The organism is Fretibacterium sp. OH1220_COT-178, assembly GCF_003860125.1.
Classification (GTDB): domain Bacteria; phylum Synergistota; class Synergistia; order Synergistales; family Aminobacteriaceae; genus CAJPSE01.
This window is the reverse complement of record NZ_RQYL01000033.1, coordinates 1-25619: the sequence shown is the minus strand read 5'-3', so window position 1 is coordinate 25619 and position 25619 is coordinate 1. Positions and strand designations below refer to the sequence as shown.

Here is a 25619-nt window from a genome sequence, read left to right as displayed (position 1 = left end):
ATTCCTCATGCCTCCATTATCCAAGAGGCTCCTGTCCTGAGGGGGGGACATTCTCTCGGTCCCGCTAAGGGATGACATTATCACAGTCCGGCGACACTTTTGTCTATCGAGATTGACAACCATGATTGACAGGCATAAAATATGAGATCTCTATTTGGAATTCCATTTTTCTTTGCAATGTAATGGAATTCCATTGCAAAGTAGCAGGTATAATATCAAACTATTAAATTAACATTAGATTGATTTGAATGAGGACTGCGCAAGAAAATTATATATATCGTGATATCGTGGCCTAAAGGGTATAGGGGAGGTGACAGGGGATTTGAGTGGGCTGCTTTTAAGAGGTTCCCTTTTCAGGCAGGGGATTGTTCTCGATCGTTGAAGCATGTTCCTTGAATAATACCTTCAGTCTTTCGGCTGCTTCCGTCAAATGTTCGGTCATAGAACGTTGAGCCCCCACACTATCTTGCTGTTCGATTTTATAGAGAATAGCTTCGTGAGCCAGAATCGAATTATAAGAAATTCCGGAATCCCCTATAGTCCATTGCCTTGAAATGTCTAAAAGGGCAAAAAGGCTTTCATAAATACTTAGAAGGACATCGTTTTTCGAGGCTGCTACAATACCACGATGAAATTGGTGGGACAGCAGACGCAGCCTTTGAAGTTCTTCTGCCTTGCCAGTGAAATTTTTCTTGAGTTCTCGCATGCTCTCTAGATTGTTTTTGAGAAAATCCATATCGTCGCCAGAGCGCCTTATGGCCGCGTAACCGGCAGCCATGGCGTCCAAAGCGTGACGTAGCTCAAGGATATCAAGCACTGAGCGTTCCTTGATGTCAAAGGTGAAGTCGATTTTTTCAATCAACTCCTTCAGGCCTATTTTTTTTACATACAAACCATTGCTGCGATTTTCTACGATGCCCATAAATTCCAAGATTTTCAGGGCTTCTCGAATGGGAATACGGCTCACGTTGAACTGCTCCGCAAGCTTTCTCTCGGGAGGCAGTTTTTCCCCGTCCTTTAGTTTCCCTTGGTGGATCATATTTTTTATGTAGTTCAGGATCATCCTGTAGCAAGCTTGCTCTTCGTTTTTTCTCTTAAGCGAGCTCATGAAATACCCCCTTGTTGCTGACTCTAATCAAAATGACAATTAAAATTGTATATTCCGATAAATATTGGCATAGAGGATAAAACCACTCCCTGCAACGACCCTATAGTTCCGCAGAAATCCTCCCCGGCCCCGGGCTTCAGGCCCTGTCCTTGCGGTAGCGCAGGGCGCGGTCGCAGAGGTCCTCGAAGAGGTGGTTCATGGCGGGGGCCGTCGTCTGGAGATCCTCCGGGTGCCACTGTACGGCCACGATCAGGCCGTCTGGGCTTTCGATGGCCTCGACGACCCCGTCCTCGGCGCGCGCGGAGATGGCCAGCCCCTTGCCCAGGTTCTTCACGGACTGGTGATGCAGGGTGTTGGTGTAGGCGCTCTCCGCGTCCAGGATGCGACGGAGGCGGCTCTCCGGCTCGATCAGCACCTTGTGCGTCGGGGTGTCCCGGCGCAGCTGCTGCGCGTGCAGCAGGTTCTTCTCGGGACGTTCGCCGATGTCCTGATAAAGGCTCCCCCCGCAGGCCACGTTCAGGAGCTGCATGCCGCGGCAGATGCCCAGCATGGGGATGCGGCGCTCCATGGCGTAGGCCGCCGCGTGGAACCAGAAGGCGTCCAGCTCGGGCAATACCGGTCCCAGGGTCGCGTGGGGCGGCTCTCCGTAGTGGCGCGGGTCCACATCCCATCCGCCCGGAAAGAGCAGCCCGTCGCACAGAGCCAGGGCGGGGTCCGCCAGGGTGGGGACCTCGGGCACCGGAACGAGGATCGGCACGCCGCCGTTGCGGTCCAGGGCGCGGATGCACGCCGTGTTCGTATAGGTGCGGTCGACGCACACGAAATCGGCGTCGGAATCGCGGCGAATGCTGCCCAGGACGCCGATGATGGGCTTGTTCATGATAGGATTGCCCCCTCTTTTGATCTGCGGTCCGCGGCAGACCCGCCGCGGAGCCGTCGGATTTCCCTCAATGATACTACAAGACGCGACACTCCATACTGCAGGACGCCCCTGCCCCCCGAGAGCAAATCGGGGGCAGGGGCGTCCGCGAGGGAACTACTTCCTGTGCTCGATCCTGCGGATCAGGCGATTGAGCAGGCGAATGACCTTGCCCGAGCTCTTCTGCAGGCGCCTGAAACAACCCCGCGCTCCCTTCACGTCCCCCTTGCCGTAAAGCTCCGCGGCCCTGGAGGCCATCTCGTGCACGATTCTGTGGGGTCGGTCGAGCGCCTGATATTCGCTCATATCCCTGAAGGGGTTGTCCGCCGAGTGGTACCACTGGCCCAGCCGGCACTCCTCCGGGGCGTTCACGTCCTCGGGCCGTACCTTTTCCGTTCCCTTGAGCATGTTCTCGATGCGCATCTTCCACAGCAGGTGGTCGGACTTGGCCTTTTTGACGCGCCCGATGTCGGACAGGCTGACCAGTGCCCCGCCGTTGACGTGGAAGACGCTGACGCTCTCGTCCAATTGTTCCGCCATCCCGTTTAGGGCGTCGGTCTCCGCCTCGATGCTTTGGATGGTGGTGTGGGTCTCGTCGGTCATCTCCGCGGCCCGCCTCGCCTTGAGCTCGGTCTTTTCGAAGGTCTCCAGCATGTCTCCGACCAGCCGGACGACCTCCTCGGCGCTTCCCGTCTCCTCCTCGGCGATCGAGACGATCTCGTCGACGGCGGTACCCGCATCCCTGCTGGCCTCGAATATGGAGTTCAGGACCTCTCCCGCGAGGCGGACGTCGGCGGCTCCGTTCTCCACCTCGGCGCTGCTCTGGCGTATTCCGGCCACCGCTCCGGCCGTGTTCTCGACGATCCGGCCGACGAGCTGGGCCACCTCCATGGCGCCCTTGTTGGATTCCTCGGCGAGCTTCCTCACCTCGTCGGCGACCACCGCAAACCCCTTGCCGGCCTCGCCGGCCCTGGCGGCCTCGATGGCGGCGTTCAGGGCCAGGAGGTTCGTCTGTCGGGCAAGGCCGGTGATGGTCTCGGTGATGGTGGAGATGCGTCGGGAATTCTCGTCGAGAGTGGCCATCCACTCCTCGGTCTCCCTGCTGAGGGCCTTGATCTGCTCCATCCTGCGGACGGCCTGATCCACGGTCTCGTGTCCCCGGGTGGCGGCGGACAGCGTGCGTTCGGAGAGCTCCAGGACCTCCCGGCTCTTGTCCTGGGCCGACCGGACGAGCTCCGCGAGGCTGAGGAGCACGCGATGCGCATCCTTGACCGAATCGGCCCCGTCGGTCATGAGGCCCGAAACCTCCGAGACGCAGGCCGAGACCTCCCGGGTCGTGGCGGATGCCTCCCCTATGGAGGCGGCGATTCCCCTGGAGGCCGACTTCAGCTCCGCCGCGGAGGTCCGGACGTTCGAGACCATGGAGGACTGCTGCTGCGTCATCTGGTTGAAGGTCGCCACCAGCTCGGAGATGTCGTCGTCCGAGTGGATCTCCCCGTGTACGGTCAGATCCCCGGCTCCGGCGGAGGCCAGCAGGCCGCGCAGGTGGGCAAGAGGACGGCCGATCCTGCGGACGAGCAGGACGGTGAGCGCCACGGTGGGCAGCAGGAGGATCAGGATGCTCCAGAGCGCCGCCTTGAAGATGGCGCGCATGATGTCCGACGCGATGTCGAGGGGCCGAGACGCCGAGACGAAGCCGATCGGGGCGCCCTTTGCGCCGCTCAGGGGGCGGAACGCGGACAGGTAATCGGGGCCGAGCCCCGGATCCTCCTTCAACGAGGCCGCATCGGCGAAGGCGGTCTCCTGCGGCAGGGGAGCGTTCAGGGGCTTGCCGTCCCGTCCCGGGATGGTGCTGGCCACCCGCTCGTGTCCCAGGAAGATCGAGAAGTCGCCCCCGGTGATCTGCTTGGCCTCGTCCACGAGCTTGTTGTTGCTGGCGACGTAGCCCGTGGAGAGGGCGCCGATGATGGCTCCGTTGTGGCGGATGGGTGCTCCGGCGCGGATGGAGAGCCTGACGACGCGGCCCTCCTCGATTCCCACGCTGCTCTCGCCCCTCAGGGCGCGGCGGATGTTCTCCTGTTTGGCGATGTTGTCCCCGGAGGCGGGAAGCTCGTCGGGGACGTGGGCGCGAAAGAGGGTGTCGCCCTTGGCGTCCGTCAGGACGAGGTAGTCCATGCCGCTCTCCTGGAGCATGGGGACGGAGGCCATCCTCAAGGCCTCGATGCTTCCGGACCGGACCGCCTGGATCAGCGTCTCGCGCTCCGCGAACCTCTGGGCGCGCGCCAGGGACTGCTGCTCGTAGATCCGCAGGAGGCTGTAGAATCCCTCCAGATTGTAGCGGACGTTCTCCTGGAGCTGGCGCCGGACCTGGGCGTTGACGCTCAGAAGTATGCCGCTCGAGAGGATGAGGATCGACAGGAGGAAAATGCCTCCGACGGCGGCGATGAACTTGGCCTTGAGACTGCGCAGACGAAACAACGCTAAGACTCCTTTCGAAATGCTCTCTATAAATTTTGTTTTTGGGAGGTCCAAACAAAAATATTTGTTCTTTTTCCTCACGCTAGATAATAGCACAAAACAACGAAGGGACAGCCGACAAAATCCAATGAGCGCACGCTTGCTCCTCTCTTGCTTTTCAGAGGAGGAATCCGTCGGCGCGGCATCTTTACGATTGTCTTGTAATGCAATAAAATGAAGACAGACAAGGAGGAAAAATTTTTCGGTTTCATCTCGGTGACGCAACTGTAAGGACCATCATCTTGAGGAGCGGGGAGGGATTCGAGTGAAAAAGTCTATGGTGTTCCTGACGGCGCTTCTGCTGTTTGTTGCGGTTCCCGCGGCGGCTTCGGATGCGATCAGGGTGGGGGAGATCGCCACCGTGACGGGCGACTTCGCGGCCTACGGGGTCGCGGAGGTGGAGTCCGTGAAGATCGCCGTCGAGGAGATCAACGCCGCGGGCGGAGTCTTGGGCAGGAAGCTGGAGGTCGTGATGTACGACTGCCGGACCCGGCAGGAGGACATGGTGAACGCGGCGCGGCGTCTGGTGGAGCAGGACAAGGTCGTGGCGGTCATCGGCCCCAGCGGCAGCGGGCTCTGTATCGCGGCCGCCCCCATATTCAACAGGGGCAGGGTCGCCCACCTCGGCACCCTTCCCACCAATCCCCTGGTCACGGTGGACGAGGCCGGTAAGGTGCGTCCCTACAACTTCCGCATCTGCTTCCTGGATCCCTATCAGGGGCGCATGATGGCCTACTTCGCGGCAAAGGACCTGAACGCCTCCAAGGCCGCGGTCCTCTACGACGTTTCGAGCGACTACTCCCAGGGCCAGCGCGAGTTCTTCGTGAAGGGCTTCGAGGAGTTCGGCGGCAGGATCGTGGCGGACGAGGGCTTCCGCGGCGATGACGTGGATTTCCGCTCCCAGCTGACCAACATCAAGGAGAAGAAGCCCGACGTCCTGATCTTCCCGTTCATGGGCAAGGCACTGCCCCTGGCCGTGAAGCAGGCCCGGGAGCTGGGGATCAAGACCGTGATCGTGGGGGGCGACGGGTACGGCGACTTCATGTGGGAGGTTGCGGGCGACGCTCTGGGGGACACCTATTGGGTCAGCCACGTGGACCGCTACGATCCCACGCTGAAGGACTTCTTCGACAAGTATAAGGAGAGGACGGGGACGGAGTGTCAGGAGTTCATGAACGCCGTCATGGCCTACGACTGCGTCTACTGGCTGAAGGACGCGATCGAGCGAGCCGGGTCGGACGACCCGGTCAAGGTGCGCGACGCCCTGGAGGCGACGGCGAGCCTCGAGCTGCTGCACTGCGTCCTGACCATGGACGAGTTCCACAACCCCAAGGACAAGGACGGCGTCATGCTCAAGTGCGACCCGAAGCAGAAAAAGGCCCTGTTCTTCAAGAAGGTCCGTCCGGAATAGCCTTCGCCTCTCCCCCGGGAGGAGGCGGCGAACGGAGTCCTTGCTTTGAGACGGGTATTCTCGCGCGGCGAACTTCGGTTCGCCCGCGTACTTTTCGACCCCGGTCCGGGATGCGGATCCGCAGAGGTGCCGGGCCGGTTCGATTGAAAACGAGGGGACGATGCCTTTGAACTTTGCGCTGTCGACGCTGTTCCAACAGATCATCAACGGGCTTTCCCTGGGCTCGGTCTACGCGCTGATCGCCGTGGGCTATTCGCTGGTGTACTCCATCCTGCTCTTCTCCAACTTCGCGCACGGAGGCTTTCTGGTCGTCGGGGGGTACGCCTGCTACTACCTGCTGACCCAGAGCGGGTACGGCATCGTCCTGGCCTCGGCCGGGGCCGTCCTGGCCTCCGGCGTGGTGGCCGTCCTGACCGAGCGCCTGGCCTACAAGCCTATCCGCGAACGCACCTCCACGACGCTCTACCTGCTGATCGCCTCGATGGGCGTCAGCATCGTCATCGAGAACATCTTCGTCATCGTCGTGGGCGGGCGCTTCCGCGCTCTGCCGCAGGATACGTTTCCGTCCGGGGTGTTCAGCTTGGGCAGCGGGGTCACGGTCAACGCTTCCGATATCCTTTCGCTGGCTGTTGCTGTTATCTTCCTGGGGGCGCTCCAGCTCTTCCTGTCGCGGACGCGCTGGGGGCTGGCCATCCGGGCGGCGGCGTGCGACCTGCGCACGGCCGGCCTGATGGGGGTCAACGTGTCGCTCCTGATCGGGATCGTCTTCTTCGTCGCGGGCCTGCTGGCTGCCGTAGGGGGGATCTTCCTATCCGCCAAGTACTCGATTTATCCTCAGCTCGGCAACATCACGATCAAGGCGTTCATCGCCGCGGTGATCGGCGGCCTGGGCTCCCTGCCCGGAGCGGTGCTGGGCAGCCTGCTCCTGGGGCTGGCGGAGATGCTCACCGCCGGGTTCATCAGCAGCCAGATGCGGGATATCGTGGTCTTCTCCATGCTGGTGGCCATGCTGCTGGTCCGCCCCGCCGGGTTCTTCGGCAAGCGGGTCGGCGACAAGATATAGGGGGAAGCGCCATGAAGAAGAGTCTTTGGGGAACTGCAACCGTGGCCCTTGTCGGCCTGGCCCTGGCCCTGTACCCGCTGGGCGGATATCAGGAGGGCATCGTCATCCTGCTCTGCATCAACTGCATCGCGGCCATGGGCGTTTCGCTCCTCACCGGATTCACGGGGATCTTCACCCTGGGGCACGCGGCCTACATGGCGCTCGGGGCCTACACGGCGGCGATCATGACCGTGCGGTACGGCATCCACTGGCTGCCGGCCATCCTCGCGGGTGGGATCGTCGCCGTGGCCGTTGCCTGGATGATCGGCGTGCCGACGCTCCGCCTCACCGGCGACTACTACGCCATTGCCTCCATCGGCCTGGGCGAGGCGATCCGCCTGATCCTGGAGAACTGGCAGTCCTTCACCCGGGGGGCGCGCGGATTTCCGGGCATCGACTCCTACACCACCCGGAACATTGCGGTGGCCTTCTTCACCGTCCTGACGATCCTGATGTTCAACCTCATCGACAGCCGGCTGGGGCGCGAGCTCAAGGCCTCGCGGGACGACCGCCTCGCGGCCTCGCTTATGGGCTTCAACACCACGGCGTCCCGCATGAAGGCGCTCCTGCTCTCCGCGTTCTACTGCGGCATCTCGGGGGCCCTGCTCGGGGGCTACATGAACTTCATCCAGCCGTCCATGTTCGACATGATGAAGTCGACCGAGCTGACGGCGGTGGTGGTGTTCGGCGGGCTGGGCTCCATGAGCGGCACCCTGCTGGGATCGGCGATCGTGACCTCGGTCATGGAGTATTTCCGGGATATCTCGCAGTACCGCATGCTCATCTATGGCCTGCTGCTCGTCGTCATCATGGTGGTGCGCCCGGAGGGGCTTCTGGGCAACCGGGAGATCTGGAGTTTCCTGCCCGGAAACGGCTCCGGGAGAAGGGGGTGAGCGCGTTGCAGGATATGGGGATGCAGCGGGCCCTTTTGGAGCTGGAGTCCGTCGATATGCGCTTCGGCGGGGTCCACGCCGTCCGGGACATGAGTTTCGTCATCATGGAACGCTCGCTGACCGGCATCATCGGTCCGAACGGCGCCGGAAAGACGACCCTCTTCAACATGATCTCGGGGGTCTACAACCCGACCTCGGGCAGCATCTGGTTCCGGGAGCAGGACATCACGCCGTTGGCGGCCTATCAGGTCAACCGGCTGGGGATCGCCCGGACCTTTCAGAACCTGCGCCTCTTCGGGCGCTCCTCGGTTCTGGAGAACGTCATGACGGCCACGCAGAACCGCTTCCGCTACTCCTTCCGGGAGAACCTGAGGGGGCACCTTTTTCCGGGCTACCGCCCCGATGCCGACTACCGTTACAGCTTCATGGAAGCCCTGTTTCACGTGGGACGCTGGGGCAAGGTGGAGAAGCGCGCCCGGGCCAAGAGCATGGAATTTCTGGACCGGGTGGGGCTGGCGGACCGGGCCCACCAGGCGGCGGGGACGCTGCCCTACGGGCTGCAGCGAAGGCTCGAGATCGCGCGCGCCCTGGCGCTGGACCCGAAGCTGCTGCTTCTGGACGAGCCGGCCGCGGGGATGAACCCCGAGGAGGTCTTTGCCCTGAACGACCTGATCACGGGCATTCACCGGGAGCTCCGCCTGACGACCCTGGTCATCGAGCACCATATGGACCTCATCATGAAGATCTGCCCGCACATCATCTGCATGAACTTCGGGGCGAAGATCGCGGAGGGCTCGCCCGAGGAGATCCAGAACAACCCCGAGGTGCTCGGGGCGTATCTGGGCGAGGGCGACGTGGACGACGAGGAGGCGATATGATGGCGGACGTCCTGCTGGAGGCTCGGGACCTTCGGGTCAGTTATGGGGCGATCGAAGCGCTCCAGGGCTTCTCCCTGACCCTGCGCGAGCGGGAGATCGTCTCCGTCATCGGCGCGAACGGCGCGGGGAAGTCCACCTTCATGAACGCCCTGATGGGCATGGTCCGCCTCTCGGGGGGGACGGTGACCCTGGATGGAGTCCCCCTCTCCTCCAAGACCTTCAGAACGGTGCGGAGCGGCCTGGCCCTGGTCCCCGAGGGGCGCCACATCTTCGCGCCCCTGACGGTGGAGGAGAACCTCAGGATCGGCGCGTTCGTCCGCACGGACCCCAAGGCGGTGCGGGAGGATTTCGAGTGGGTGCTCTCGCTGTTCCCGCGTCTTCGGGAGCGGCTGGGCCAGTATGCCGGAACCCTCTCGGGCGGGGAACAGCAGATGCTGGCGATCGCGCGGGCCCTGATGGCGCGTCCCCGCGTGCTGCTGCTGGACGAGCCCTCCCTGGGGCTCGCGCCGATCATCATCCGGGACATCTTCGCCGAGCTGCGGCGCATCAACGAGGAGGGCGTCAGCATCCTGCTGGTGGAGCAGAACGCCAGGCAGGCGCTCCTGCTCTCGCACCGCGCCTACGTTCTCCAGACGGGGCGCCTCCTCAAGGAAGGGCCGTCCCGAGAGCTGCTGAACGACCCCGACATCCGTGCGGCGTACCTGGGGCACGGGCACGGAGCCTGATGCCGGGCGGGACGCATGGCTCCTTGCGTTGTGATATGATACGGGCAATGAGGTCGATCCCGACGAATTTTGAAGGACTTCTCAAGGAGGTACGGACATGATTTTGACGGATATGACGGTGAAGGCCTTTTCGGAGAAACTGGCTTCCAACGCTCCGGCCCCCGGCGGCGGCAGTGCGGCGGCCCTCTCGGGCGCGCTCGGCGCGGCGCTGGTCTCCATGGTCTGTCGCCTGACGCAGGGCAAGGAGAAATACGCGGAGTTCGAGGGGCTGGTCATGGAGACGGTGTCGAAGTCCGACGAGCTGATGAACGCCCTCCTGGAGGGAATTCAGAAGGACACCAACGCCTTCGACGGCGTCATTGCGGCCTTCGGACTCCCCAAGGGGACGGATGCGGAGAAGGCCGCGCGGGGCGAGGCCATCCAGAAGGCCTACAAGGCGGCGATCGTCTCCCCGGAGACGACGGCCGAGGACTGCCTTGCCGTCATGCGTTTGGCCAAGGCCCTTCTGGACAAGAGCAACAAGAACGCCGCCAGCGACCTGGCCGTCGGGGCCATGCAGGCCTTCGCGGGGCTCTCCGGAGCGCTCGAGAACGTGGCGATCAACCTGCCCTCGATCAAGGACGCGGATTACGTGGCGAAGAAGCGCGCGTGGATGGAGGCCATGGAGAAGGAGGCCGAGAAGCTCTTGAAGGAGGTTCGGGAGGGCGTCGCCCGTATGATCGCGTAGCGCACCATGCCGCTTGGAGGCTCCGGCCGGACTGTCGAGGGAGGTTTTGCGTGATCGCCGGGATCGGGATCGACCTGTGCCGCGTCTCCCGTATGCAGAGGGCGGTTGGGTCGCTCCGCTTCGTGGAGCGCGTCTTCCGCGCTGAGGAAATCGCCTATGCGGAATCCAAGGGGAACGAACGGGCCCGTGCGGCGAGCTACGCCTCCGCCTTCGCCGCACGGGAGGCCTTCTGCAAGGCCTCGGGCGTGCCCTTGGCGCGTGTGGCCCTGGCGTCCGGCTTTTGTCTGCTCCGTAAGGGCGGGGTTCCGGAGATCAAACTGAGTCCGGAGATCGAAGCCCTGTTTCTCCCGGGCCTTCCCAGGAGGCTGTGGGTCTCCCTGACCCACGACGGGGACTATGCCGCGGCCGTCGTGGTGATCGAGCGTTTATAGACCCCTTCTTCGGATGAGCCCGAGTCCCGTCGTGTTCCTTGAACCGAACATGGCGGGTTTTTTGTTGAGCGGTCGGGCGCCCGGAATTGAAACGATACGCGATGCAATGCCGACGAGAGGGCGAGAGTCATTTCTCTGATCGTCCGCGGGCTTTTGGCGCTTCCCCGAGCCGGGCGGAGGGAATAGGCGCCTGGATGTCGTGGTGAAGAAGCGGCTCTGCGACTGAAGGGACGACGGCATCCGAAGGTCATGAAATGACGCGGTTTGGTGTTTGGCGGACACCGGACGGGTAGTCGCGTACGGTGTTCAGGGGATGAACATCGACGAATGAAAAACGTGACTATGACGTCATTGTCTGCAGGCCGATTACCTCACCGCTTGAAGCAGCTTGATACATGTTCAAGAATATCAGCCGAATTCGTTCCAAAGGAGATGCCGCGCTCTTTGGCGGCCATACCACTCCGGTCATGAAGGACCGTTACGGGATTATCAAAACACGCCCCCTGGCCGACTTCCTGCCGACTTTGACCATCGCCGCCAAGAATCTGGCCATGGAAATGACCAATCACAACGTGCAGCAGGACGACCTGAATGGCGAGCCGGCTATTACCCGCGAACACATCCAGAACAACAAAAGCGTGCGCGACATGCTCGGCCGGAGGGGGATCAAGCCCGAGGAACTCCCGCCGGAAGAGGATATCAAGAAGTTGGAACGCCGAGTGAGAGCTGATGAAAAACGTCTGGAAAAACAGTCGGGCAAACTGCCAAGTCCAAAGAATACCGGAGAGGGGTAGCGTCCAACTTGCAGGCGGCCTCTCGGAGCCCGAGGCGCGGCTTGAGGCAGCCGTGGCGCTCCAGCCGTGCTGTGCCTCAACCCAATTGCCGGGCCGAGGGCTTCGGGTGCCCGGATAAGGATGAATCCGGGCAATGCGGGCAGGGGATGCCTGCCCCGGTTCCCGTAAATAAGGCCCGATTGCTCATCATCCCGTTGACCAACGGCTCCAAGACCTCGATGCGCTTGATCTCTTTTTGCGACAATGCCGCCCGCTCCATACCCGATCTTATCCAAAAACCTATCGTGCGGGGGACCTTTTCACTGACCGCTTATGGGGTGGACCGAAGGTTTGATGAAGCCCTAAGCGTCGAAGACGCAAATCGAGGATTTGCTTTCTCGCTTGCAGCGCAGCTGCAATTATCACTGAACAACGACGCAATTTTGTAAATAACTCTTGACTTTATTGCACCTTGCAGATTATGCTTTGTTTCAGGACTGATGCTTTCTCCGGCATCAAGTTGAGAAAGGCAATTCTAGTGTTTTGGATGTCGGAGGAAATTAATTACTGCGCGGATGTTTTTGCTCAGGAGGCGTTTCCCATGCAGATCGACGGAATGAGAGAATTTTTTTCAAAGATCGCGCCATCGGCCGGACCGGCCGCCGCACAGGGCAAATTTTTCCTGTCCGTCGTGCCTGCTCCGACGCCGCAGGCACGACCCATCCACGATTCTCTGAGCCTCTCCGAGCTGGGCAAAAGACTCAGCCTGAATAGAGGAGAGTCGTCTTCCCTGCTGGAAGGGCGGAAGGCGGATTCCGTCGATTCGCTGCCGTCGTGGGCCCAACCAATGGACAAGGTCCTGTCGCAGACGATCGACATCCTGGAGAGGATGCGGAAGTTGGCGGTAGCCGCGCAGGACAAAAAACTAACCGATCTCGAACGTATCGAGATGCAGATTGAAATTGAAGATTTGAGGGCCAACCTCAATGCGGTGCCGCGGACTCTTCTGCGAAAGGAGCTGCAGGTTGAGTACGTATCGTTGCAAGAGGCTTATGCCGCCTTGTTCAAGGATGGGTCTGAGTCTTTCGGGGACTGCAGCAGTGTGCTGGAACGCGCGCGGGATCGCATCCTGAACGGGCAGGAGTGGGACGTCAGAGAGGCTTGGAGCCGTGGAGGCTTTATTCGCGTGACTCGGGACGAGAATGGGGAAGATGTTCAGGAGGTAGGCGCAGGCAATGCTTGGCATGTGGTGGACGACCGAAATGTAGTGACACGGGTTTGGCAAGAAGGGAAGTACGTCTATGTAGACAGCGGCAGAAAAGTCCCTACGGTCCGCGAGAGATTGGAAAAAGCGAGTCCGGTCGTTGTCATGGACGCCCAATCCGCCGCCAGGGGGATCGGTTATCTGGAAAAGCGGATAGCCTCCGCTCGGAAATTTCGTGAGCAGCTCCCGGAATTGATCGAACAGTCGGAGCAGCCGAAGTGGGAGACATACGTTTTTCTTGAGCGGCTCATTTTTCCAGATGGGAATTTTAAAGAAGTGCTGACCGAACCAGATATCGCCAGTTACCATCTGCTTCATGACGGGATTTATGACTATCCATACTTTAGTAGGCCCTTGGTAAAACCGGACGGCAGCGATCCTTCACTCGTGGAAAGGAAAAGCCTTGAGGATAAATGGGTTGCCGCAAACAGAGCAAACGAAAGCGGCGATAGGACGCATGGGCTCTCTGTTCCGAAACTGCACGAAGAGGACATAACGCTTCATAACGTAAAGACTATTCAGGTTCAGGGGTTTTCAAAGCAGAAGGAGTAACGTTGGGGCGAGTCTGTGGTTTTCGCGGACTCGCCCTTTCTGTTTGTCGGTGTTTTGCCTGCAGCGGCGTGTTTCGACTTCTTGTTCTCTTCCATTATTATGGTCAAATCTAATCAAGTCTTTCAATCGCTTTTTGGGAGAGATTGGCTTTTGTGTCATAAGCAGCGATAACCATCCCGCTACCTATTTTACGGTGCTTTCGTACCCTTTCGGGGGTATTCAGGAAGGAGGGGACAATGGCGGATACAAAGAACGTCCTGGCCGTCTACGAGGGCAGAGAAGCCCTGGCCGATGGCCTCTCGGCATATCGTGAGCGGGTACGGCAGCTCCTGCGCGTCCCCGTGGCTCCGGCCCCCCGCCGGGCCTGTGCCTCGCGCCTGAAGCGCTTCTTTGCCTGGTGCGAGGCTGAAGGCGTCTCGACCGTTTTCCCGACGTCGCCGGCGATCCGGCAGGGCAAAACGGAACGGTACATCATGAACCAGGCGGGGCATCGGTCCGTCCAAGCCTTGAGAGAGTATTTCCGTCGCGAGGACGCCATCTTGGTAAGGTAGCTTCTATACTTCCCTGCACGAGGGGGACCGAAGGTTTGATGAAGCCCCTAAGCGTCGAAGACGCAAATCGAGGATTTGCTTTCTCGCTTGCAGCGCAGCTGCAATTATTGCTGAACAATGCACCCTCCTTCGCCGGAATTGACTTTTTCGGGGGGAAGTATTAGCCTCATTATGTTTGTTTCTAAAAACATAATGAGGCCATTTTTTTGCGGTCTCGCAAAGGGAGGTCGTTCGAACATGGAGGCAGCCGATAAGACTCGCCTGGGGCTGGGCTTCGAGGCCCCCGTTTCGGAGACGGCGCTTTTGACCGTTTATTTCAAGGCGCGGGAGACGCTGCGGCCCGACCGTCTCCTCGAGGACACCAAGGCTGTGGAGATCCTGGAGAAATTGGACGTGGACCTCTCCCGTTTCCAGGACAAGCGGATGTCTCAGGTGGGGACGGTCATCCGCACGCGCCGGTTCGACCGCCAGACGCGCCGGATGTTGCAGGAGTGGGAGAAACCGGTGGTGGTGCACCTGGCGTGCGGTCTGGACGCCCGTTTTCTGCGGACGGATTTGGGCAGGGGGGTGCAGGTGGATCTGGACCTGCCGGACGTCATGGCGGTGCGGGAGCGTTTCTTCCCCGTATCGGAGCGCAACCCGCAGATCGGGGCCTCGATGTTCGAGACGTCGTGGATGGACGAGCTGCTGGAGCGCTACCCGGGGCACCGCTTCGCCTTCATCATGGAGGGCGTGCTGATGTACCTCCAGGAATCGGACATCAGGGGGCTCTTTCAAAATCTGGCGACGCGGTTCTCCGGAGCCGAGCTGCACTTCGATTCGGTCTCGCCCTGGATGGCGCGTCACTCCAAGATGCACGACTCGATCCGGGAGTACGGGGACGACGTGCGCTTCACCTGGGGGCTCGGGGGCCTCAGGGACCTTGAAAGCTGGCATCCCGCGCTGAAGTATGTGGAGGTGGAGTACTACATGAACCAGGAGCTGCGCCGCTGGGGCTGGGCCGCTTTGTTCAACCTCATCCCCCCGCTGGCCCGGGGCGCAAAGATGGTGCGCTACGACGTACGGTAGAAAACGGCCCTTCGGCAAAACACCGCCGAAGGGCCGCGTCACTCCGGGCCCGTCCTATTTCGCGTCCGCGCTGGCGGCGTCGGCGCTGGAGACGTCCGGACTGACCGGCAGCGGGGTCTGCACCTCGGTCTGCTGGTTCTTCAGAGCATAGGCTCCGTAGAGGGCCTCTTTGCGGACTTCGGAGGACATTCCCGAGGTCAGCCCGAGGGTCAGTGTGTCGAGCGCCCGAGCCTCGGATTCCATCCTCTGCCGATCGGCCTGAGACATGGCCGAAAAAGCTCCCGCCCCAAAGGATTTCGAGAACAGCGCGCGTTCGTTCAGCAGCTTCACGGCCTCCTGGGTGCGCCCCGCGTCCGCGAGCCGTACCGCCTCCTCGCGGGCCTCGGCGTTCCTCGCCAGCTCCGTCTGTGCGACGATGTCGCCCCGGCGGGCCTTGGCGATCGCGTCGCCGTCGCGGGAGAACGTGACCGAGAGCGGCGCCTCGTCGACGGCCTCCTTGCCGGTGGCGGCGTCCGTGTACTCCAGCCGGATCTGCGCGAGTTTCAAGGGCACTTCCCCTTCCTTTTGAGGCGGGACCTCCATCTCGATCAGGGCGTACTTCTCCGCACCGTACAGGTTGTGGATGGGCACCTCGACGGTCCGGCCGCGGACGCTGCCCTCGCGGCCTATGACCCGGACGGGTCGGGCCGACTCGCCGCACTCCACAACCACGCGGACCCGCTGCGCGGTGAGCGTGACGGCGTCCTCCATGTCGCGGGCGAAGATGCCCGGCAGCATCCCGGCGTCCCTGGCGAAGTAGGCGTTGCCGCCGCTCTCCGCCGCCAGGGCGGTCATGGTGTCCTCGTTGTAGTCCAGCCCCAGTCCGATGGTCGTGATCGTGATCCCCTGTCCGGCCAAGGTGCGCCCCAGGGCCGCCAGCTCCTCCGTCGTGGAAGGGCCGACGTTTGCCAGGCCGTCGGAGAGCAGAATGACGCGCGGGGCAAACCCCTCGTCGACGTAGGAACGAAGCTGTTTGGCCCCCGTCTGGACGCCGTCGTGGAGTGCCGTCGACCCGCCGGGCCGGAGAGCGTCGATGGCCTTCCGGAAGGGGGCCGGCGATCCCACGGATCGGGTGGGAAGCACCACCGACGCCTTGTCGTCGTAGGCGACGACCGCGGCGACGTCCCGTTCGTCCAGCATCCTGAGGGCCTCCGCCGCGCCGCGCTTGGCGTTGTCCATCTTGCCGTCCGAACGCATGGAGCCGGACCTGTCCAGCACCAGGGCCACCGCCAGGGGCACGCGTTTTCTCCGGGCGGTTTTGTCCGGTTTCACGAGCACCCTCGCGACGATCGTGTGCTTTTCCCCCGCCTTCAGGATGGGAGCGTCGGCCTGAACGTCCAGGACGAGCGGACGGGAACCGGCCGATGTGGCCGGAGCCAACGGGCAGAGCAGGGTGAGGACCCCTGCCAGAACCAGGGAAAGCGGGCCCCTGAAAGCGCGTACCAACACTTCCATATCGACCACCTCCGGTGAAATTCTTCGACCTTTGTCCGCACGAAATATGGATGCGGACGAAATTCAGCTGCAACGGCGCCGAACGTCGGTGCGTTTTATTCTTTAATGAAGGGAGGTGGATGTCAAGGATAGTTTCCGTACGGAAATGAGGGAGGTGGTCAGCGTTGAAAATCTTGTAGAGCGTTCCGGGTTTGTGTATTCATGAACAAAATCCTGTTGGGAGGTACGTCCTGAAATGAAAGAAAAGCGTGCGGATAAGTATGGCAAGTGGCGTCTATGGTCTTATATCGCCTTTGTTGCTGCTTTCTTCATCGTTTTATGGGGTGTGGGGGAACGTTATGGGGATAATATGATGGTTGATATCTTGGCTTGTGTATTGCTTTCAGGAGTACTCTTTGTTGTCGCTCTGGTGGGAGGGTGGTATTTTTATTTGAAGCCCTTTCCTCTGCGGCCTGATGGATCCCAGGAGGAAAGGCCGGCCGAAGATTCATGGATGCTGTCTGTCACTTCCATTGTGGATAACAGATGCAAGCAATTGATGAGCATGAGTATTTCTGTTGCAAAAGGATTCGCGAGTTTCCTGGCGATTTTTCTATTTGTGGGGAACAAAATGGAGAAGGTTAACATGAAGCTTGCCTTGGCAGGGGTTTTTACGTTTTTATTCCTCTTGTTCACTCATGGTTGGGCATTATTCGCCTATACCCGAGAGTGCAAAAGGTGTTCTGTCGTGCTTTCTAAAGAGGCTGGGATCTGGTTGCTCGAAGTGACGGATGAAGCCCGCCGCCGTTTGATTCAAGCGGATATATTGGGTCTTTTTATTCTGTGGATATTGTTGGGGTATCTTTTCAACCTGCGCTACTGAGCGATGCCGGTATCACGGCACGCGGTTCCGGCTGCGTCGGGCCGTTGGCGCAGCGGTATAATGGTACGAGGCGGGCCGGGTCCGGCCCGCCCTTTCAATTCTATGGACATGGAGGGACGAATATGCCGCTCCAGGATTTTTCTCGGGCCGAGGCGGCGGCGCTCCTGCCCGCCCGTCCGGACGATATGCACAAGGGGGACCGCGGCCGGCTTCTCGTCGTGGGCGGCTCCGACCGCTATCCGGGAGCTCCCGCGCTGTCCGCCCTGGGCGCTCTGCGCAGCGGAGGCGGGGTCGTCAGCCTGCTCTCGTCCCCGTCGGTCTGTGCGGTGTGTGCGGCTCGGCTTCCCGAGGTGGTCTACCTGCCCGGCGGAAAGGACTGGGCCGGTGCGGCGCTGGCAGCGGCCTCGTCCTTCGGGGCCGCCGTCGTAGGGCCGGGGCTGGGACGGTCCGTGGGGGCCCTGAATGTGGTCCGTGAGCTGTGGGTCCGTTGGCCCAGGCCCTTGCTGGTGGATGGCGACGGGTTGTTCGCTTTGGCCGGAGAGCCGGGGGAGGGTTGTTTTGCCCGCAGCGATGCGGTGCTGACCCCCCACGAGGGCGAGGCGGCGCACCTTTTGGGCACCACGGCGGAGGCCGTGCGCGCCGATCGTCCGGGCGCGGCACGGGAACTGGCGGAGCGGTGGGGCTGCGTGCTGCTCAAGGGCAGGTCCACGATCGTGGCCCTGCGCGGCAAAAAAACGGTCCATCGTCTGGGGTGGGGCGGCCCGGAGCTCTCCGTTCCGGGCTCGGGAGACGTGCTCTCCGGCTGCATCGGCGCGTTTTTGGCGGCGGGGCTCGCGGTTCGGGACGCGGCGCTCTTGGGCGGCGCGCTGCACGGCATGGCGGGCGCGCTTCTGCGCTCCGGGGGCGTGGACGGCGTTTTGGCCTCCCAGATTGCGGACGCCCTGCGCCCGGTCCTGAGGGAGCTGCGTTCGTGAGGCGCCGGCGCGTCGACTGGGACGAGGAGCTGCGAAAGACGGAGCGCATCCGGCGCAGGGGTTTTGCCCTGACGGGGCTGAGCTTTGCCGTTGCGCTGGGCGTCATCGTCGGGGTCGGGCGGTTGGGCGGGGTGAACGTTGCCCTGCCCCGCAAGGTGCTTGCGCTGGCCGGTCTGGTGCTCGGCGTGCTTCTGTTCCGCGTCGTTCTGAGGCGTCGGCAGCGCCTGAGGCGGGAGCGCGAGGAGGGGGAGATCTGATGGAGACGTTTCGGCTTTTCTCCCGGTCCGAAGCGGCGACGCGCTGCCTTGGCCGCCTTCTGGGGTCGGCGCTCTCCCCCGGGACGACCGTGCTGCTCTCGGGGAACCTGGGTGCGGGCAAGACCGCTTTTTCCAAGGGGGTGGGGGACGCGCTGGGCCTGGGCGGAGTGCGCAGCCCCTCCTTTACCCTCGTCAACGAGTACCGGTCGGAACGTTTCCTTCTGGCCCATGCGGACCTTTACCGGCTCGATCCCGAGGGGGTGGAGGAGCTGGGGCTGGAGGAGTATGCGGGGGCGGAGGATGCCGTGCTGTTGGTGGAGTGGCCCGAGCGCTGGAGCTTTCCGCCGGAGACGGACGTCCTGACGGTCGGGCTGGCTGCGCCCGAGGAGGGGAAGCGCGTGATCGAGGTCCGCTCCTGCGGGGATCGCGCCGATCGCGCCGCGCTGGCGCTCTTCTCCGGGACCGTCGCGGGAGAGTGCCCGGGGGCCGAGCCGTGCGTAAAGGAAGGGGAACGATGAGGGAGAACACCATTCTGGCCCTGGATTGCAGTTTGCGCCTCACCGGCGTGGCCGTGGGGCGGGGCGGGACGATCCTGGCTTGCGAGAGCCTGGACCTCGGCCGGCGTCAGGCGGCTGAGCTGCCCCTTGTGGCGGAGCGGGCCCTGTCCGCGGCGGGACTGGGCTTTGCCGACGTCGGTCTGGTGGCCGTGGCCGGCGGCCCCGGCTATTTCACGGGCATCCGCGTGGGGGTCGCCTATGCCGTGGCGCTGGCCTACGGGCTGGGGGTGCGGGTCGTACCCGTCTCGTCGCTGGAGATGCTGGCCGCGTCGCACCCCAGCCCTTCGGGACAGGAGGTCCTGGCGGTCGTCTACGCGGGGCGGGGTTTCGTCTACGCGGCTTCGTTCGGCGCCGGAACCGAAGGGCTGCCCCAGGGCGAATACGGGGGCGGGGCGCTGAGGGCCTGGGTGGGAGAACACCCGGGGGCCGTCGCGGTCTCCGACGACCCCGATCGGGCCGCCTCGGCGGCGGGGCTGGATTTTCCCATCCTCGAGGTGCGACCGGACGTCGCCCGGGCCGCCGAGCTGGCCTGGCTGCGCCGGGCGTCGGCCGTCCCGCCCGCGGAGGTGCGGGCGAGCTACTGCCGGGCCCCTCAGGGTACGGTCTGACCCTGAGCGGGCCCCCGGCCGAGATGTTCGGACAGGAACGCGTCGAGCGCGGGGATGTAGACCGATTGAGACTTCAGGAACCCCTCGTTGTGTCCGCCGCGGATCTCCACGAAGGTCTTGTCGCTCGCCACGGCCTCGTAGAGCCGCCGGCCCTCCCGGTAGGGGACGATGCCGTCGTCCGGGCTGTGGATGCACAAGGTCGGCATCGTCAGGTGCCGGGCCGCCTCGCGGGAGTTCCAGATGTCGCCGACCGCCAGGCGCAGGAGCGGGGCCAGAAAGTTCAGGCGCACGGCACCGAACGGCGAGGCGAAGGTCGACTCCAGGATCAGCAGGCGCGGCTTTACGTGGCGCGTCAGCGAGAGGGCGACGGCGCCGCCCAGCGAGCGACCGAAGAGCACGATGTCGTCCGGTGCCACGCCTCGGTTTTCCAGCCATTCCCATGCGGCGCGCGCGTCCAGCGCCACGCCCGCCACGCTGGGTTTCCCCTCGCTTCTCCCGTAGCCCCGATAGTCGAAGATGAGGGAGGACAGCCCCAGATCGTGAAAGATGCGGAGCGAGTCCACGCGCCACGAGAGATTGCCCCCGTTGCCGTGGCAGAACAGCAGCGTCGCACGGGCGTTCTCCGCGGGGACGTACCAGGCGTGCAGGCGGACGCCGTCCGCCGCGGTCAGGGTCACGTCCTCGTAGCGCAGCCCAGCGTCCTCCGGCGTGGCTCCGGCCTCCCGGGTGGGATGGAAGGCCAGGGACGTCAGCAGAAGGCGCGCGGCGATCGCAAGGGCAAGCAGAAGCCCCAGCAGCAGAAGGGATGCCCTAAACAGAAAATTGAGCACGGTCCTTCACTCCTTTTTCCGATGGATTGTGTGCCGCGCTATACCATAGCACAAGTCGGACGCCCGGACGGCCTCCCCCGCCTCTTTGGGCCCGCCGATCCTATCGCCCCTCGCCCTCCTTCAGGTCGATGAATACGAAAGCACCTTGCGCGTATTCCATCGCAGCGGCAAAAAGATTCGGTTTCAGCCACACAAATCGATGGGGATAGTCGAAGCCGTTACCTGTAGGATAATCTAGGGTTGTTTACAAACCGGGTAGGGTTGCAGGAGGAAAAACCCGGGAAGGAGCCGCCCGAAATGAACATTCACAAACGCACCAAATTGACTCCCCTGCAGCGGGAGGAAATTTATCTCAAGCACCACAGGGAGCATGTCCAAGTTGTCTTGTCGGCTCAGGAGTATCACGTCTCCCGTCCGACGATCCATAAGATTCTGGCACGAGGCCGCAAACGTGACTTCTCCGTTCACAATAGCTGTAGCGCACGTTTCCGTTGCCTGCAGTGGGGGGAAGCGTCTGGCAAAAATTGAGAAGAGGATCGAGGATAAGCTGAAGAAGGAGGCCAAATGCTGCAACAAAAAGTCCCCCGGCGTGAGGGGCCATATGGACTGCAAACGTCCTCCCTTGTTGGAAGGACAAAGCAAAACCGGGCCTCGCGAGTATATGTTTGTGGCCATCGACGACTTCAGCCGAGAGCTTTACGCTGCTGTTATGCCCGATAAGACGGCTGGCTCTGCCGCACGTTTTCTGGAACAGGTGTTGGAGGAATGCGCCTGCACGATAGAGACAGCCTAGACGGACAACGGCAAAGAAGTTTATGCGTCCGGCGATCCCCAAGACCAATGGCAAGGCGGAACGAGTCATACGGACCTTGATGGAGATGTGGCACGATAAGGAGCACTTCGAATCACCGGAGCATCGCAGAAAATCACTGGCTCGTTTCGTCAATGGCTACAATCGGGTCAAGCCTCATAAGGCTCTGGAAAATTTGACGCCGGGTGAAAAGCTCTGTTTATACTTTTTCTCTCAGGAGTTTGTAAACAACTCTTGACTTCCTTACATTACCATGGCTATCACTTCTTCCCATCTTCAATGATTTTCAGATACTCCGCCTTAAAGTCGCCTCTGGTTTCACTGAAATCCACCATTTCCTTGCTCTTCGAGATCAAGACGTTGAGGATGCCGCCCCGCACCTCGTTCGTCGCACTCGGAAAAGGAAGGCAGACCTCATCGGGAAGGGGGATCCAGTTCCCCTTCCGGTCGAACAGCCCCGCTTTTTTTTCTCGGAATTTTTGCACAGCCAGATACCCCTCGCTGTACAGCCCGTGCGGATGGGCATCGAACGTAAACAAAAGCTTCCCCTCCATGTCGATAACCCCATACCCCGAGTACCAACCTGAACTGCCCCACTTCGGCGGCATCAGGACAATCGCCCTCCCCTCGGAAAAACGGTAACAATATGAAATACTCCCCGATCCGAAAGAGTCCGAATCGCTATGCACCGGAATGCCCATAAATTGAAAGTCAATGACAACATCGCCGCTCAGGTTGACGAATCCTACTTTGCCATCCTTTTGAAGGCCGACAAGGGGATCCTCCCCGCAATACAGGCGTTCGTACTTTGGTTCGGCCACCCACTCTCCCCGATCGTTAAGAAGGCCTCGCATGCGGCCTGTCCTCACGGCCTGCAAATTGTGTTGAGGGTAATAGGGAAGCACATCCAAAGAGGGGATATCGAAGACAAAATCGACGACGGTCTCGCCTTTTTTGTTGATGAAGCCGTATTTCCCGTCCTTACCGACTCCCCCCAGGTCCCCGACGAAGCCTCCGGCCCACTCGTACAGAAAGGGAATTGCAAGGTTTCCTTCCGTGTCAATAAAACCATACGAATCGCCACTCCCTACAGAGGCCAAGCCGCCGGAAAAAGGTCTGGCATCCTCATACGCAGGGGCGACAATATCCCCGGACCTGTTGAGAAAGGAGCTTTGAATCCTTAGTATAAAATCAAGGATATCTTTCTCTTTACGTTTCCCTTTTCGCTTGGGAAGCCATGCAAGAGCCAATCCCTCTTTCGTGTAAGGAAAGATTCTCACTGCCTCAACGTCATCCTTAACTGTCTTTCCCTCTCGATCAATCAACCTCCAAAATCTCATTTTTTCCGTTTCCACCCACGCAATGCCATCCTGAAAAGGCCAGGCTTCTTCATAAATCGGTTCCACCAGCCACTCGAAGGAGACATCCGTCCTTGTTCGGGTTGGCCGCCCATAAAGAAACACAGATACACCAAGCAACAGCAGCACAAAAATACAGGCCGACAGACTCCGATACCTTCTTCGGGAACACTCAGCTTCTTTTGGGGTTACAACGACTCTATCCATTCCTGACCGTTTCACTCCTTTTGCGTCCCAAAGCACCAACTATCAAAAAAGCCGCTTTATATGCTCCAACTTTAAAGATTATCAATGACATTTCACCCGATATTCTTCCACCCTGTTTCTATGCGGTGTGTCGCTCCCGCTCACGCTCCGCCGCCACGAAAACCGAAGCCCGCCGCCCTTGCAAAAGTGGTGAAAGTGAAATGGTCCATGATCGATTTTGAAATGAAAGGGAATGCCGACGAAAAAATATCAAATATTCTCACCGGAGTCAATGAATGTTGATGGAATGGGGCTGTAGGGGAGAGGTTGGGATGGGGCCTTTGAGGTCCGTGGCGAAGGAGGGTGAAAGGTAGAGCTGATCTGCCGGGCGATGCTGGAGCGTTCCGGGGGCCATTAGGTCGTCGAAGGGAAGAGGACTTCCTTGCTGTCCGGCTGCCCGCGACGGGGGAGAGCGAGCATCCTTTACACTCGTGTATCTTTGTGCTTGAATGCCGACGGTAGAGCTATTTCCCTGACTCGAACGGAATAGAGATGAATGAATTTCCCGGGATGAACTTTTTTGTCCTGGTGATTATTTTGGGGTTGGGTTTGATCACGCCCTCGAGTTTCCTGATGTGCGACCCGCGTCACCCGTCAACATGGCTATAAAAGAGCCTCGACAGTTCACAGGAGAAGAGGAACGACAAATAAACCGAAGAAAAAACTTTATGCGGGGCTTGCTGGGTCGATAAACCGGTTCCTCATGGTTAGCCGTTTTTTGCTCCCCTGAAGGTCTCGTGTTGATGGGGTTCGATCCATTTACCGTCGATTGAGGTCGATCAGTCCCCAGCGCTTTTCCTTGCAAACCGCTACGATCCCATCCGCCGAAGGGCGGATCTCCTGGAACTCCGGCGGAAGGATCATGACTCCCTGTTTGTCCAAGAGAAAGAATTTGCTCTCGAAAGGGCGGTACTCCTCACGCCCTGCATACAACACGTAATACCCTTCCCTACACAACTCGGAAACAGGTGTCGCAAGAAAAGCAGGGAATTGAAAAAGCTCATTCCCCTCGGTATCCAGCGCTTTGTAAGTCCCGTCTTCGCAGGCAAAAGCAACCCCTCCGGCATAGGGATAGGATTGCGTGGCAAAGAGGGGATCTGCGGGGTCATATTTACAATCCGCCAGCACGTTGAGCTTCGGGGCGAGATAGCCAATCTTTCCATCGCACTCGACCAACCATGGACCGGACCCGTCCCAGCTGTCTTGAAGGCGCGTGTACTTCGGTTCAAGAACGACCCTGTCCCCGGAGTCTATAAACCCCCAAAGTCTCTCCTTCGACATGAACGGTATATAGCCACCCTTAAAATATTTTAGGCCACGATAGCGCGAATGCAGTGAAATTACCCAACGCCCGTCCGTGTCGATGACACCCCAGCAGTCCCCGCTGACAACGGCAGCCAGCCCCTCGGAGAATTGTCCAACCGAATCATAGATTGCCGGGATTCGCACCTTCCCAGAGAGATCCAGAAAGCCATACCTGTCCTGAGCGTTCCCAAACGGCACCCGTATATCCTTCTTCGAGCCCAACAAAGGATCCCGGACAAGGAAGGGAGGGAGAAGGTGGATTCCCTCCTGAAGCGCAATGACCGGCCGGCCCGTAGGATCGATAAGCCCCCAAACGTCCTCGCTGACCTCGACATAGGCCATTCCGTTCCGAAACGGAGCGGCTCCGAAATATTGAAAATCCACGACCACCCTGTCCGCACTGTCCACGTACCCCCACAGTCCATCTTTCTCCACCGGCCACAGGCCCTCCGAATAAGCAAATGCCCATTTGTACTTGGGCTCGATCAGCCACTTGTAGGAAACTTTTTCCTCCCAGGCCCACGACATGCCCCACAAGCAGAAAAGCAACACCGCCATCGACAAAACAGACATCCGAACCCAAAACATTCGTCTTTTCATTCCCCATCTCCGCTCCTTTTTTCGCAACAACCTCGTTCCGCTCCCATCTCATCGGCTGGATTGCAGAAAAACGACCTTCACGCCGAGTCTTTGCCGGAATCCCCCGTTCCGTCGTCCGCCAGTTTCTCCATGTACTCCTTATAGAGGCCCGAATAGTATGCCCCATCATAGCGATGCTCCGATTTCATGGGGACGGGCTCATCGGAAGGCTCCAGGGCACGAACCCGGGTTCCGGCAATACGGTCCGATATGCTGCGTCCTCCCAAAAGAATCGACCCCATACCGACGGCTACGAATCCAGCAAAAAGATAATGATAGAATCTGTCCCTGCCGTACAGGGGCCGGTAATACAAAAGAATGAACAGCGGCGTTACGGAGAGAATGAAGAGCGCTTCCCTGCAGAAGAGTCGTCCGAAACTCAAAGGACTCGAAGAATGGCCGCGCCCCTCATCCAGGATACGGATTCTTGCCGCCCTTTTCCCGATGCTCTGTCCATAACGGGACAACCACCAGCCATTGCAGGAAAAATAAACAAGAGCGACTTCGAAGAAAACTGTGCCCATCAAGACAAAGAATAAAAATATCGATACCGGAAGCTCGCTCCTGCGCACCCGAATGCCGAGAGAGTCGATAAGAAAACGGATAATATGTTCAAACAGCGGGCGATGGAGGTAAAACAAAAAAAGATCGATGATAAAAAATGGTTCCTCGTTATTCTGTGTGGGTAAGGATGAGTTCGAAATTGTCAGAAGTGGTATAGTAGAGACATTATGAAAGACATTCAAGTGTTTGAAATCG

Annotated in this window: 28 protein-coding genes; 20 read left to right on the top strand and 8 right to left on the bottom strand. The window is 60.4% G+C overall.

The genetic code is table 11. From position 1 onward, the window contains the following. Nucleotides 1–337: 337 nt before the first annotated feature. The 3 genes from EII26_RS11685 to EII26_RS13625 all read right to left on the bottom strand — a co-directional run bounded on the left by EII26_RS11685 (nt 338) and on the right by EII26_RS13625 (nt 4505). Nucleotides 338–1063 carry a FadR/GntR family transcriptional regulator gene (locus EII26_RS11685; RefSeq protein ID WP_158612310.1) on the bottom strand — a complete coding sequence of 242 codons (726 nt, stop codon included), beginning with the start codon at nt 1061–1063 and terminating at the stop codon, nt 338–340. A 181-nt stretch (nt 1064–1244) separates the two neighbouring features. Beyond that, nucleotides 1245–1988 (bottom strand): gamma-glutamyl-gamma-aminobutyrate hydrolase family protein, encoded by a 744-nt coding sequence (locus EII26_RS11680; RefSeq protein ID WP_124889337.1) that lies wholly within the window; start codon nt 1986–1988, stop codon nt 1245–1247. Between the two features lie 156 nt (nt 1989–2144). Continuing rightward, nucleotides 2145–4505: a methyl-accepting chemotaxis protein gene (locus EII26_RS13625; protein WP_158612309.1), complete on the bottom strand. Its 2361-nt coding sequence runs from the start codon at nt 4503–4505 to the stop codon at nt 2145–2147. A gap of 304 nt (nt 4506–4809) precedes the next feature. Here EII26_RS13625 and EII26_RS11670 point away from each other — a divergent pair, with 304 nt between their 5' ends. The 12 genes from EII26_RS11670 to EII26_RS11615 all read left to right on the top strand — a co-directional run bounded on the left by EII26_RS11670 (nt 4810) and on the right by EII26_RS11615 (nt 14919). Continuing rightward, nucleotides 4810–5955, top strand: coding sequence for an ABC transporter substrate-binding protein (locus tag EII26_RS11670; protein ID WP_233572736.1), 1146 nt, complete (start codon nt 4810–4812; stop codon nt 5953–5955). Nucleotides 5956–6115: 160 nt separating this feature from the next. Next, nucleotides 6116–7018 carry a branched-chain amino acid ABC transporter permease gene (locus tag EII26_RS11665; protein WP_124889335.1) on the top strand — a complete coding sequence of 301 codons (903 nt, stop codon included), beginning with the start codon at nt 6116–6118 and terminating at the stop codon, nt 7016–7018. Nucleotides 7019–7095: 77 nt separating this feature from the next. Continuing rightward, complete coding sequence (locus EII26_RS11660; RefSeq protein WP_233572737.1) at nt 7096–7950, top strand: branched-chain amino acid ABC transporter permease; 855 nt, start codon at nt 7096–7098, stop codon at nt 7948–7950. 20 nt (nt 7951–7970) lie between these two features. Further along, nucleotides 7971–8828 (top strand): ABC transporter ATP-binding protein, encoded by an 858-nt coding sequence (locus EII26_RS11655; protein WP_124889340.1) that lies wholly within the window; start codon nt 7971–7973, stop codon nt 8826–8828. Continuing rightward, on the top strand, nt 8828–9553 hold the full coding sequence (locus tag EII26_RS11650) for an ABC transporter ATP-binding protein (RefSeq protein ID WP_124889333.1): 726 nt from the start codon (nt 8828–8830) through the stop codon (nt 9551–9553). The genes EII26_RS11655 and EII26_RS11650 overlap by 1 nt, the downstream gene beginning before the upstream one ends. A gap of 97 nt (nt 9554–9650) precedes the next feature. Next, on the top strand, nt 9651–10280 hold the full coding sequence (locus EII26_RS11645) for a cyclodeaminase/cyclohydrolase family protein (RefSeq protein ID WP_233572735.1): 630 nt from the start codon (nt 9651–9653) through the stop codon (nt 10278–10280). Nucleotides 10281–10330: 50 nt separating this feature from the next. Next, nucleotides 10331–10711 (top strand): 4'-phosphopantetheinyl transferase superfamily protein, encoded by a 381-nt coding sequence (locus EII26_RS11640; RefSeq protein WP_124889332.1) that lies wholly within the window; start codon nt 10331–10333, stop codon nt 10709–10711. Nucleotides 10712–11106: 395 nt separating this feature from the next. Beyond that, a complete protein-coding gene (locus EII26_RS11635) occupies nt 11107–11505 on the top strand; it encodes a hypothetical protein (protein WP_199735206.1) in 399 nt (132 codons plus the stop codon). Between the two features lie 71 nt (nt 11506–11576). Next, complete coding sequence (locus EII26_RS13185; protein ID WP_233572734.1) at nt 11577–11933, top strand: hypothetical protein; 357 nt, start codon at nt 11577–11579, stop codon at nt 11931–11933. Between the two features lie 98 nt (nt 11934–12031). After that, nucleotides 12032–13300 (top strand): flagellin N-terminal helical domain-containing protein, encoded by a 1269-nt coding sequence (locus EII26_RS11625; protein ID WP_158612308.1) that lies wholly within the window; start codon nt 12032–12034, stop codon nt 13298–13300. A 236-nt stretch (nt 13301–13536) separates the two neighbouring features. Next, nucleotides 13537–13851: a hypothetical protein gene (locus tag EII26_RS11620; RefSeq protein ID WP_124889329.1), complete on the top strand. Its 315-nt coding sequence runs from the start codon at nt 13537–13539 to the stop codon at nt 13849–13851. A 237-nt stretch (nt 13852–14088) separates the two neighbouring features. After that, entirely contained in the window at nt 14089–14919 is an 831-nt protein-coding gene (locus tag EII26_RS11615; RefSeq protein ID WP_124889328.1) for a class I SAM-dependent methyltransferase, read from the top strand. Between the two features lie 54 nt (nt 14920–14973). On the opposite strand, the gene EII26_RS11610 is transcribed toward EII26_RS11615, so the two are convergent. Beyond that, complete coding sequence (locus tag EII26_RS11610; RefSeq protein ID WP_124889327.1) at nt 14974–16413, bottom strand: vWA domain-containing protein; 1440 nt, start codon at nt 16411–16413, stop codon at nt 14974–14976. 235 nt (nt 16414–16648) lie between these two features. On the opposite strand from EII26_RS11610, the gene EII26_RS11605 reads away from it, so the two are divergent. The 5 genes from EII26_RS11605 (at nt 16649) to tsaB (ending at nt 19671) form a co-directional block, all read left to right on the top strand. Beyond that, nucleotides 16649–17275, top strand: coding sequence for a hypothetical protein (locus EII26_RS11605; RefSeq protein WP_124889326.1), 627 nt, complete (start codon nt 16649–16651; stop codon nt 17273–17275). A 122-nt stretch (nt 17276–17397) separates the two neighbouring features. Further along, nucleotides 17398–18249: an NAD(P)H-hydrate dehydratase gene (locus tag EII26_RS11600; protein ID WP_124889325.1), complete on the top strand. Its 852-nt coding sequence runs from the start codon at nt 17398–17400 to the stop codon at nt 18247–18249. Continuing rightward, nucleotides 18246–18506, top strand: coding sequence for a hypothetical protein (locus EII26_RS11595; RefSeq protein ID WP_124889324.1), 261 nt, complete (start codon nt 18246–18248; stop codon nt 18504–18506). The genes EII26_RS11600 and EII26_RS11595 overlap by 4 nt, the downstream gene beginning before the upstream one ends. After that, nucleotides 18506–19024, top strand: coding sequence for a tRNA (adenosine(37)-N6)-threonylcarbamoyltransferase complex ATPase subunit type 1 TsaE (gene tsaE / locus EII26_RS11590; RefSeq protein ID WP_124889323.1), 519 nt, complete (start codon nt 18506–18508; stop codon nt 19022–19024). Before EII26_RS11595 ends, tsaE begins: the two co-directional genes overlap by 1 nt. After that, the gene (gene tsaB, locus EII26_RS11585; protein WP_124889322.1) at nt 19021–19671 is read left to right on the top strand and encodes a tRNA (adenosine(37)-N6)-threonylcarbamoyltransferase complex dimerization subunit type 1 TsaB; all 651 of its coding nucleotides are present in this window, start codon (nt 19021–19023) and stop codon (nt 19669–19671) included. Before tsaE ends, tsaB begins: the two co-directional genes overlap by 4 nt. On the opposite strand, the gene EII26_RS11580 is transcribed toward tsaB, so the two are convergent. Continuing rightward, entirely contained in the window at nt 19656–20501 is an 846-nt protein-coding gene (locus EII26_RS11580; RefSeq protein ID WP_124889321.1) for an alpha/beta hydrolase, read from the bottom strand. The genes tsaB and EII26_RS11580 overlap by 16 nt on opposite strands. A 451-nt stretch (nt 20502–20952) precedes the next feature. Between EII26_RS11580 and EII26_RS13305 the strand changes: the two genes are divergently transcribed. Continuing rightward, nucleotides 20953–21294 carry a hypothetical protein gene (locus EII26_RS13305; RefSeq protein WP_199735205.1) on the top strand — a complete coding sequence of 114 codons (342 nt, stop codon included), beginning with the start codon at nt 20953–20955 and terminating at the stop codon, nt 21292–21294. A gap of 22 nt (nt 21295–21316) precedes the next feature. Then, nucleotides 21317–21550 (top strand): integrase core domain-containing protein, encoded by a 234-nt coding sequence (locus tag EII26_RS13705; protein ID WP_199735204.1) that lies wholly within the window; start codon nt 21317–21319, stop codon nt 21548–21550. Between the two features lie 22 nt (nt 21551–21572). Here the strand turns inward: EII26_RS13705 and EII26_RS11570 are convergent, their stop codons facing one another. Then, on the bottom strand, nt 21573–22775 hold the full coding sequence (locus EII26_RS11570; protein WP_255415972.1) for a WG repeat-containing protein: 1203 nt from the start codon (nt 22773–22775) through the stop codon (nt 21573–21575). Here EII26_RS11570 and EII26_RS13180 point away from each other — a divergent pair. Continuing rightward, nucleotides 22745–23098 (top strand): hypothetical protein, encoded by a 354-nt coding sequence (locus EII26_RS13180; protein WP_158612306.1) that lies wholly within the window; start codon nt 22745–22747, stop codon nt 23096–23098. The two genes, EII26_RS11570 and EII26_RS13180, sit on opposite strands and share 31 nt — an antisense overlap. Nucleotides 23099–23675: 577 nt before the next feature. On the opposite strand, the gene EII26_RS11565 is transcribed toward EII26_RS13180, so the two are convergent. Both EII26_RS11565 and EII26_RS11560 read right to left on the bottom strand, forming a co-directional pair. Further along, complete coding sequence (locus EII26_RS11565) at nt 23676–24779, bottom strand: WG repeat-containing protein (RefSeq protein WP_158612305.1); 1104 nt, start codon at nt 24777–24779, stop codon at nt 23676–23678. 119 nt (nt 24780–24898) lie between these two features. Continuing rightward, the coding region (locus EII26_RS11560; protein ID WP_148092569.1) for an RDD family protein at nt 24899–25619 on the bottom strand (721 nt) is incomplete at its 5' end.

What these genes read in the sequence shown, in the direction of transcription:
- EII26_RS11685 (WP_158612310.1), bottom strand. Translation starts at nt 1,063, where the DNA reads ATGATCCTGAACTACATAAAAAATATGATCCACCAAGGGAAACTAAAG.
- EII26_RS11680 (WP_124889337.1), bottom strand. Translation starts at nt 1,988, where the DNA reads ATGAACAAGCCCATCATCGGCGTCCTGGGCAGCATTCGCCGCGATTCC.
- EII26_RS11665 (WP_124889335.1), top strand. Translation starts at nt 6,116, where the DNA reads ATGCCTTTGAACTTTGCGCTGTCGACGCTGTTCCAACAGATCATCAAC.
- EII26_RS11655 (WP_124889340.1), top strand. Translation starts at nt 7,971, where the DNA reads ATGCAGCGGGCCCTTTTGGAGCTGGAGTCCGTCGATATGCGCTTCGGC.
- EII26_RS11650 (WP_124889333.1), top strand. Translation starts at nt 8,828, where the DNA reads ATGGCGGACGTCCTGCTGGAGGCTCGGGACCTTCGGGTCAGTTATGGG.
- EII26_RS11645 (WP_233572735.1), top strand. Translation starts at nt 9,651, where the DNA reads ATGATTTTGACGGATATGACGGTGAAGGCCTTTTCGGAGAAACTGGCT.
- EII26_RS11635 (WP_199735206.1), top strand. Translation starts at nt 11,107, where the DNA reads ATGTTCAAGAATATCAGCCGAATTCGTTCCAAAGGAGATGCCGCGCTC.
- EII26_RS11625 (WP_158612308.1), top strand. Translation starts at nt 12,032, where the DNA reads ATGTCGGAGGAAATTAATTACTGCGCGGATGTTTTTGCTCAGGAGGCG.
- EII26_RS11620 (WP_124889329.1), top strand. Translation starts at nt 13,537, where the DNA reads ATGGCGGATACAAAGAACGTCCTGGCCGTCTACGAGGGCAGAGAAGCC.
- EII26_RS11615 (WP_124889328.1), top strand. Translation starts at nt 14,089, where the DNA reads ATGGAGGCAGCCGATAAGACTCGCCTGGGGCTGGGCTTCGAGGCCCCC.
- EII26_RS11610 (WP_124889327.1), bottom strand. Translation starts at nt 16,413, where the DNA reads ATGGAAGTGTTGGTACGCGCTTTCAGGGGCCCGCTTTCCCTGGTTCTG.
- EII26_RS11605 (WP_124889326.1), top strand. Translation starts at nt 16,649, where the DNA reads ATGAAAGAAAAGCGTGCGGATAAGTATGGCAAGTGGCGTCTATGGTCT.
- EII26_RS11600 (WP_124889325.1), top strand. Translation starts at nt 17,398, where the DNA reads ATGCCGCTCCAGGATTTTTCTCGGGCCGAGGCGGCGGCGCTCCTGCCC.
- tsaE (WP_124889323.1), top strand. Translation starts at nt 18,506, where the DNA reads ATGGAGACGTTTCGGCTTTTCTCCCGGTCCGAAGCGGCGACGCGCTGC.
- tsaB (WP_124889322.1), top strand. Translation starts at nt 19,021, where the DNA reads ATGAGGGAGAACACCATTCTGGCCCTGGATTGCAGTTTGCGCCTCACC.
- EII26_RS13705 (WP_199735204.1), top strand. Translation starts at nt 21,317, where the DNA reads ATGCGTCCGGCGATCCCCAAGACCAATGGCAAGGCGGAACGAGTCATA.
- EII26_RS11565 (WP_158612305.1), bottom strand. Translation starts at nt 24,779, where the DNA reads ATGGCGGTGTTGCTTTTCTGCTTGTGGGGCATGTCGTGGGCCTGGGAG.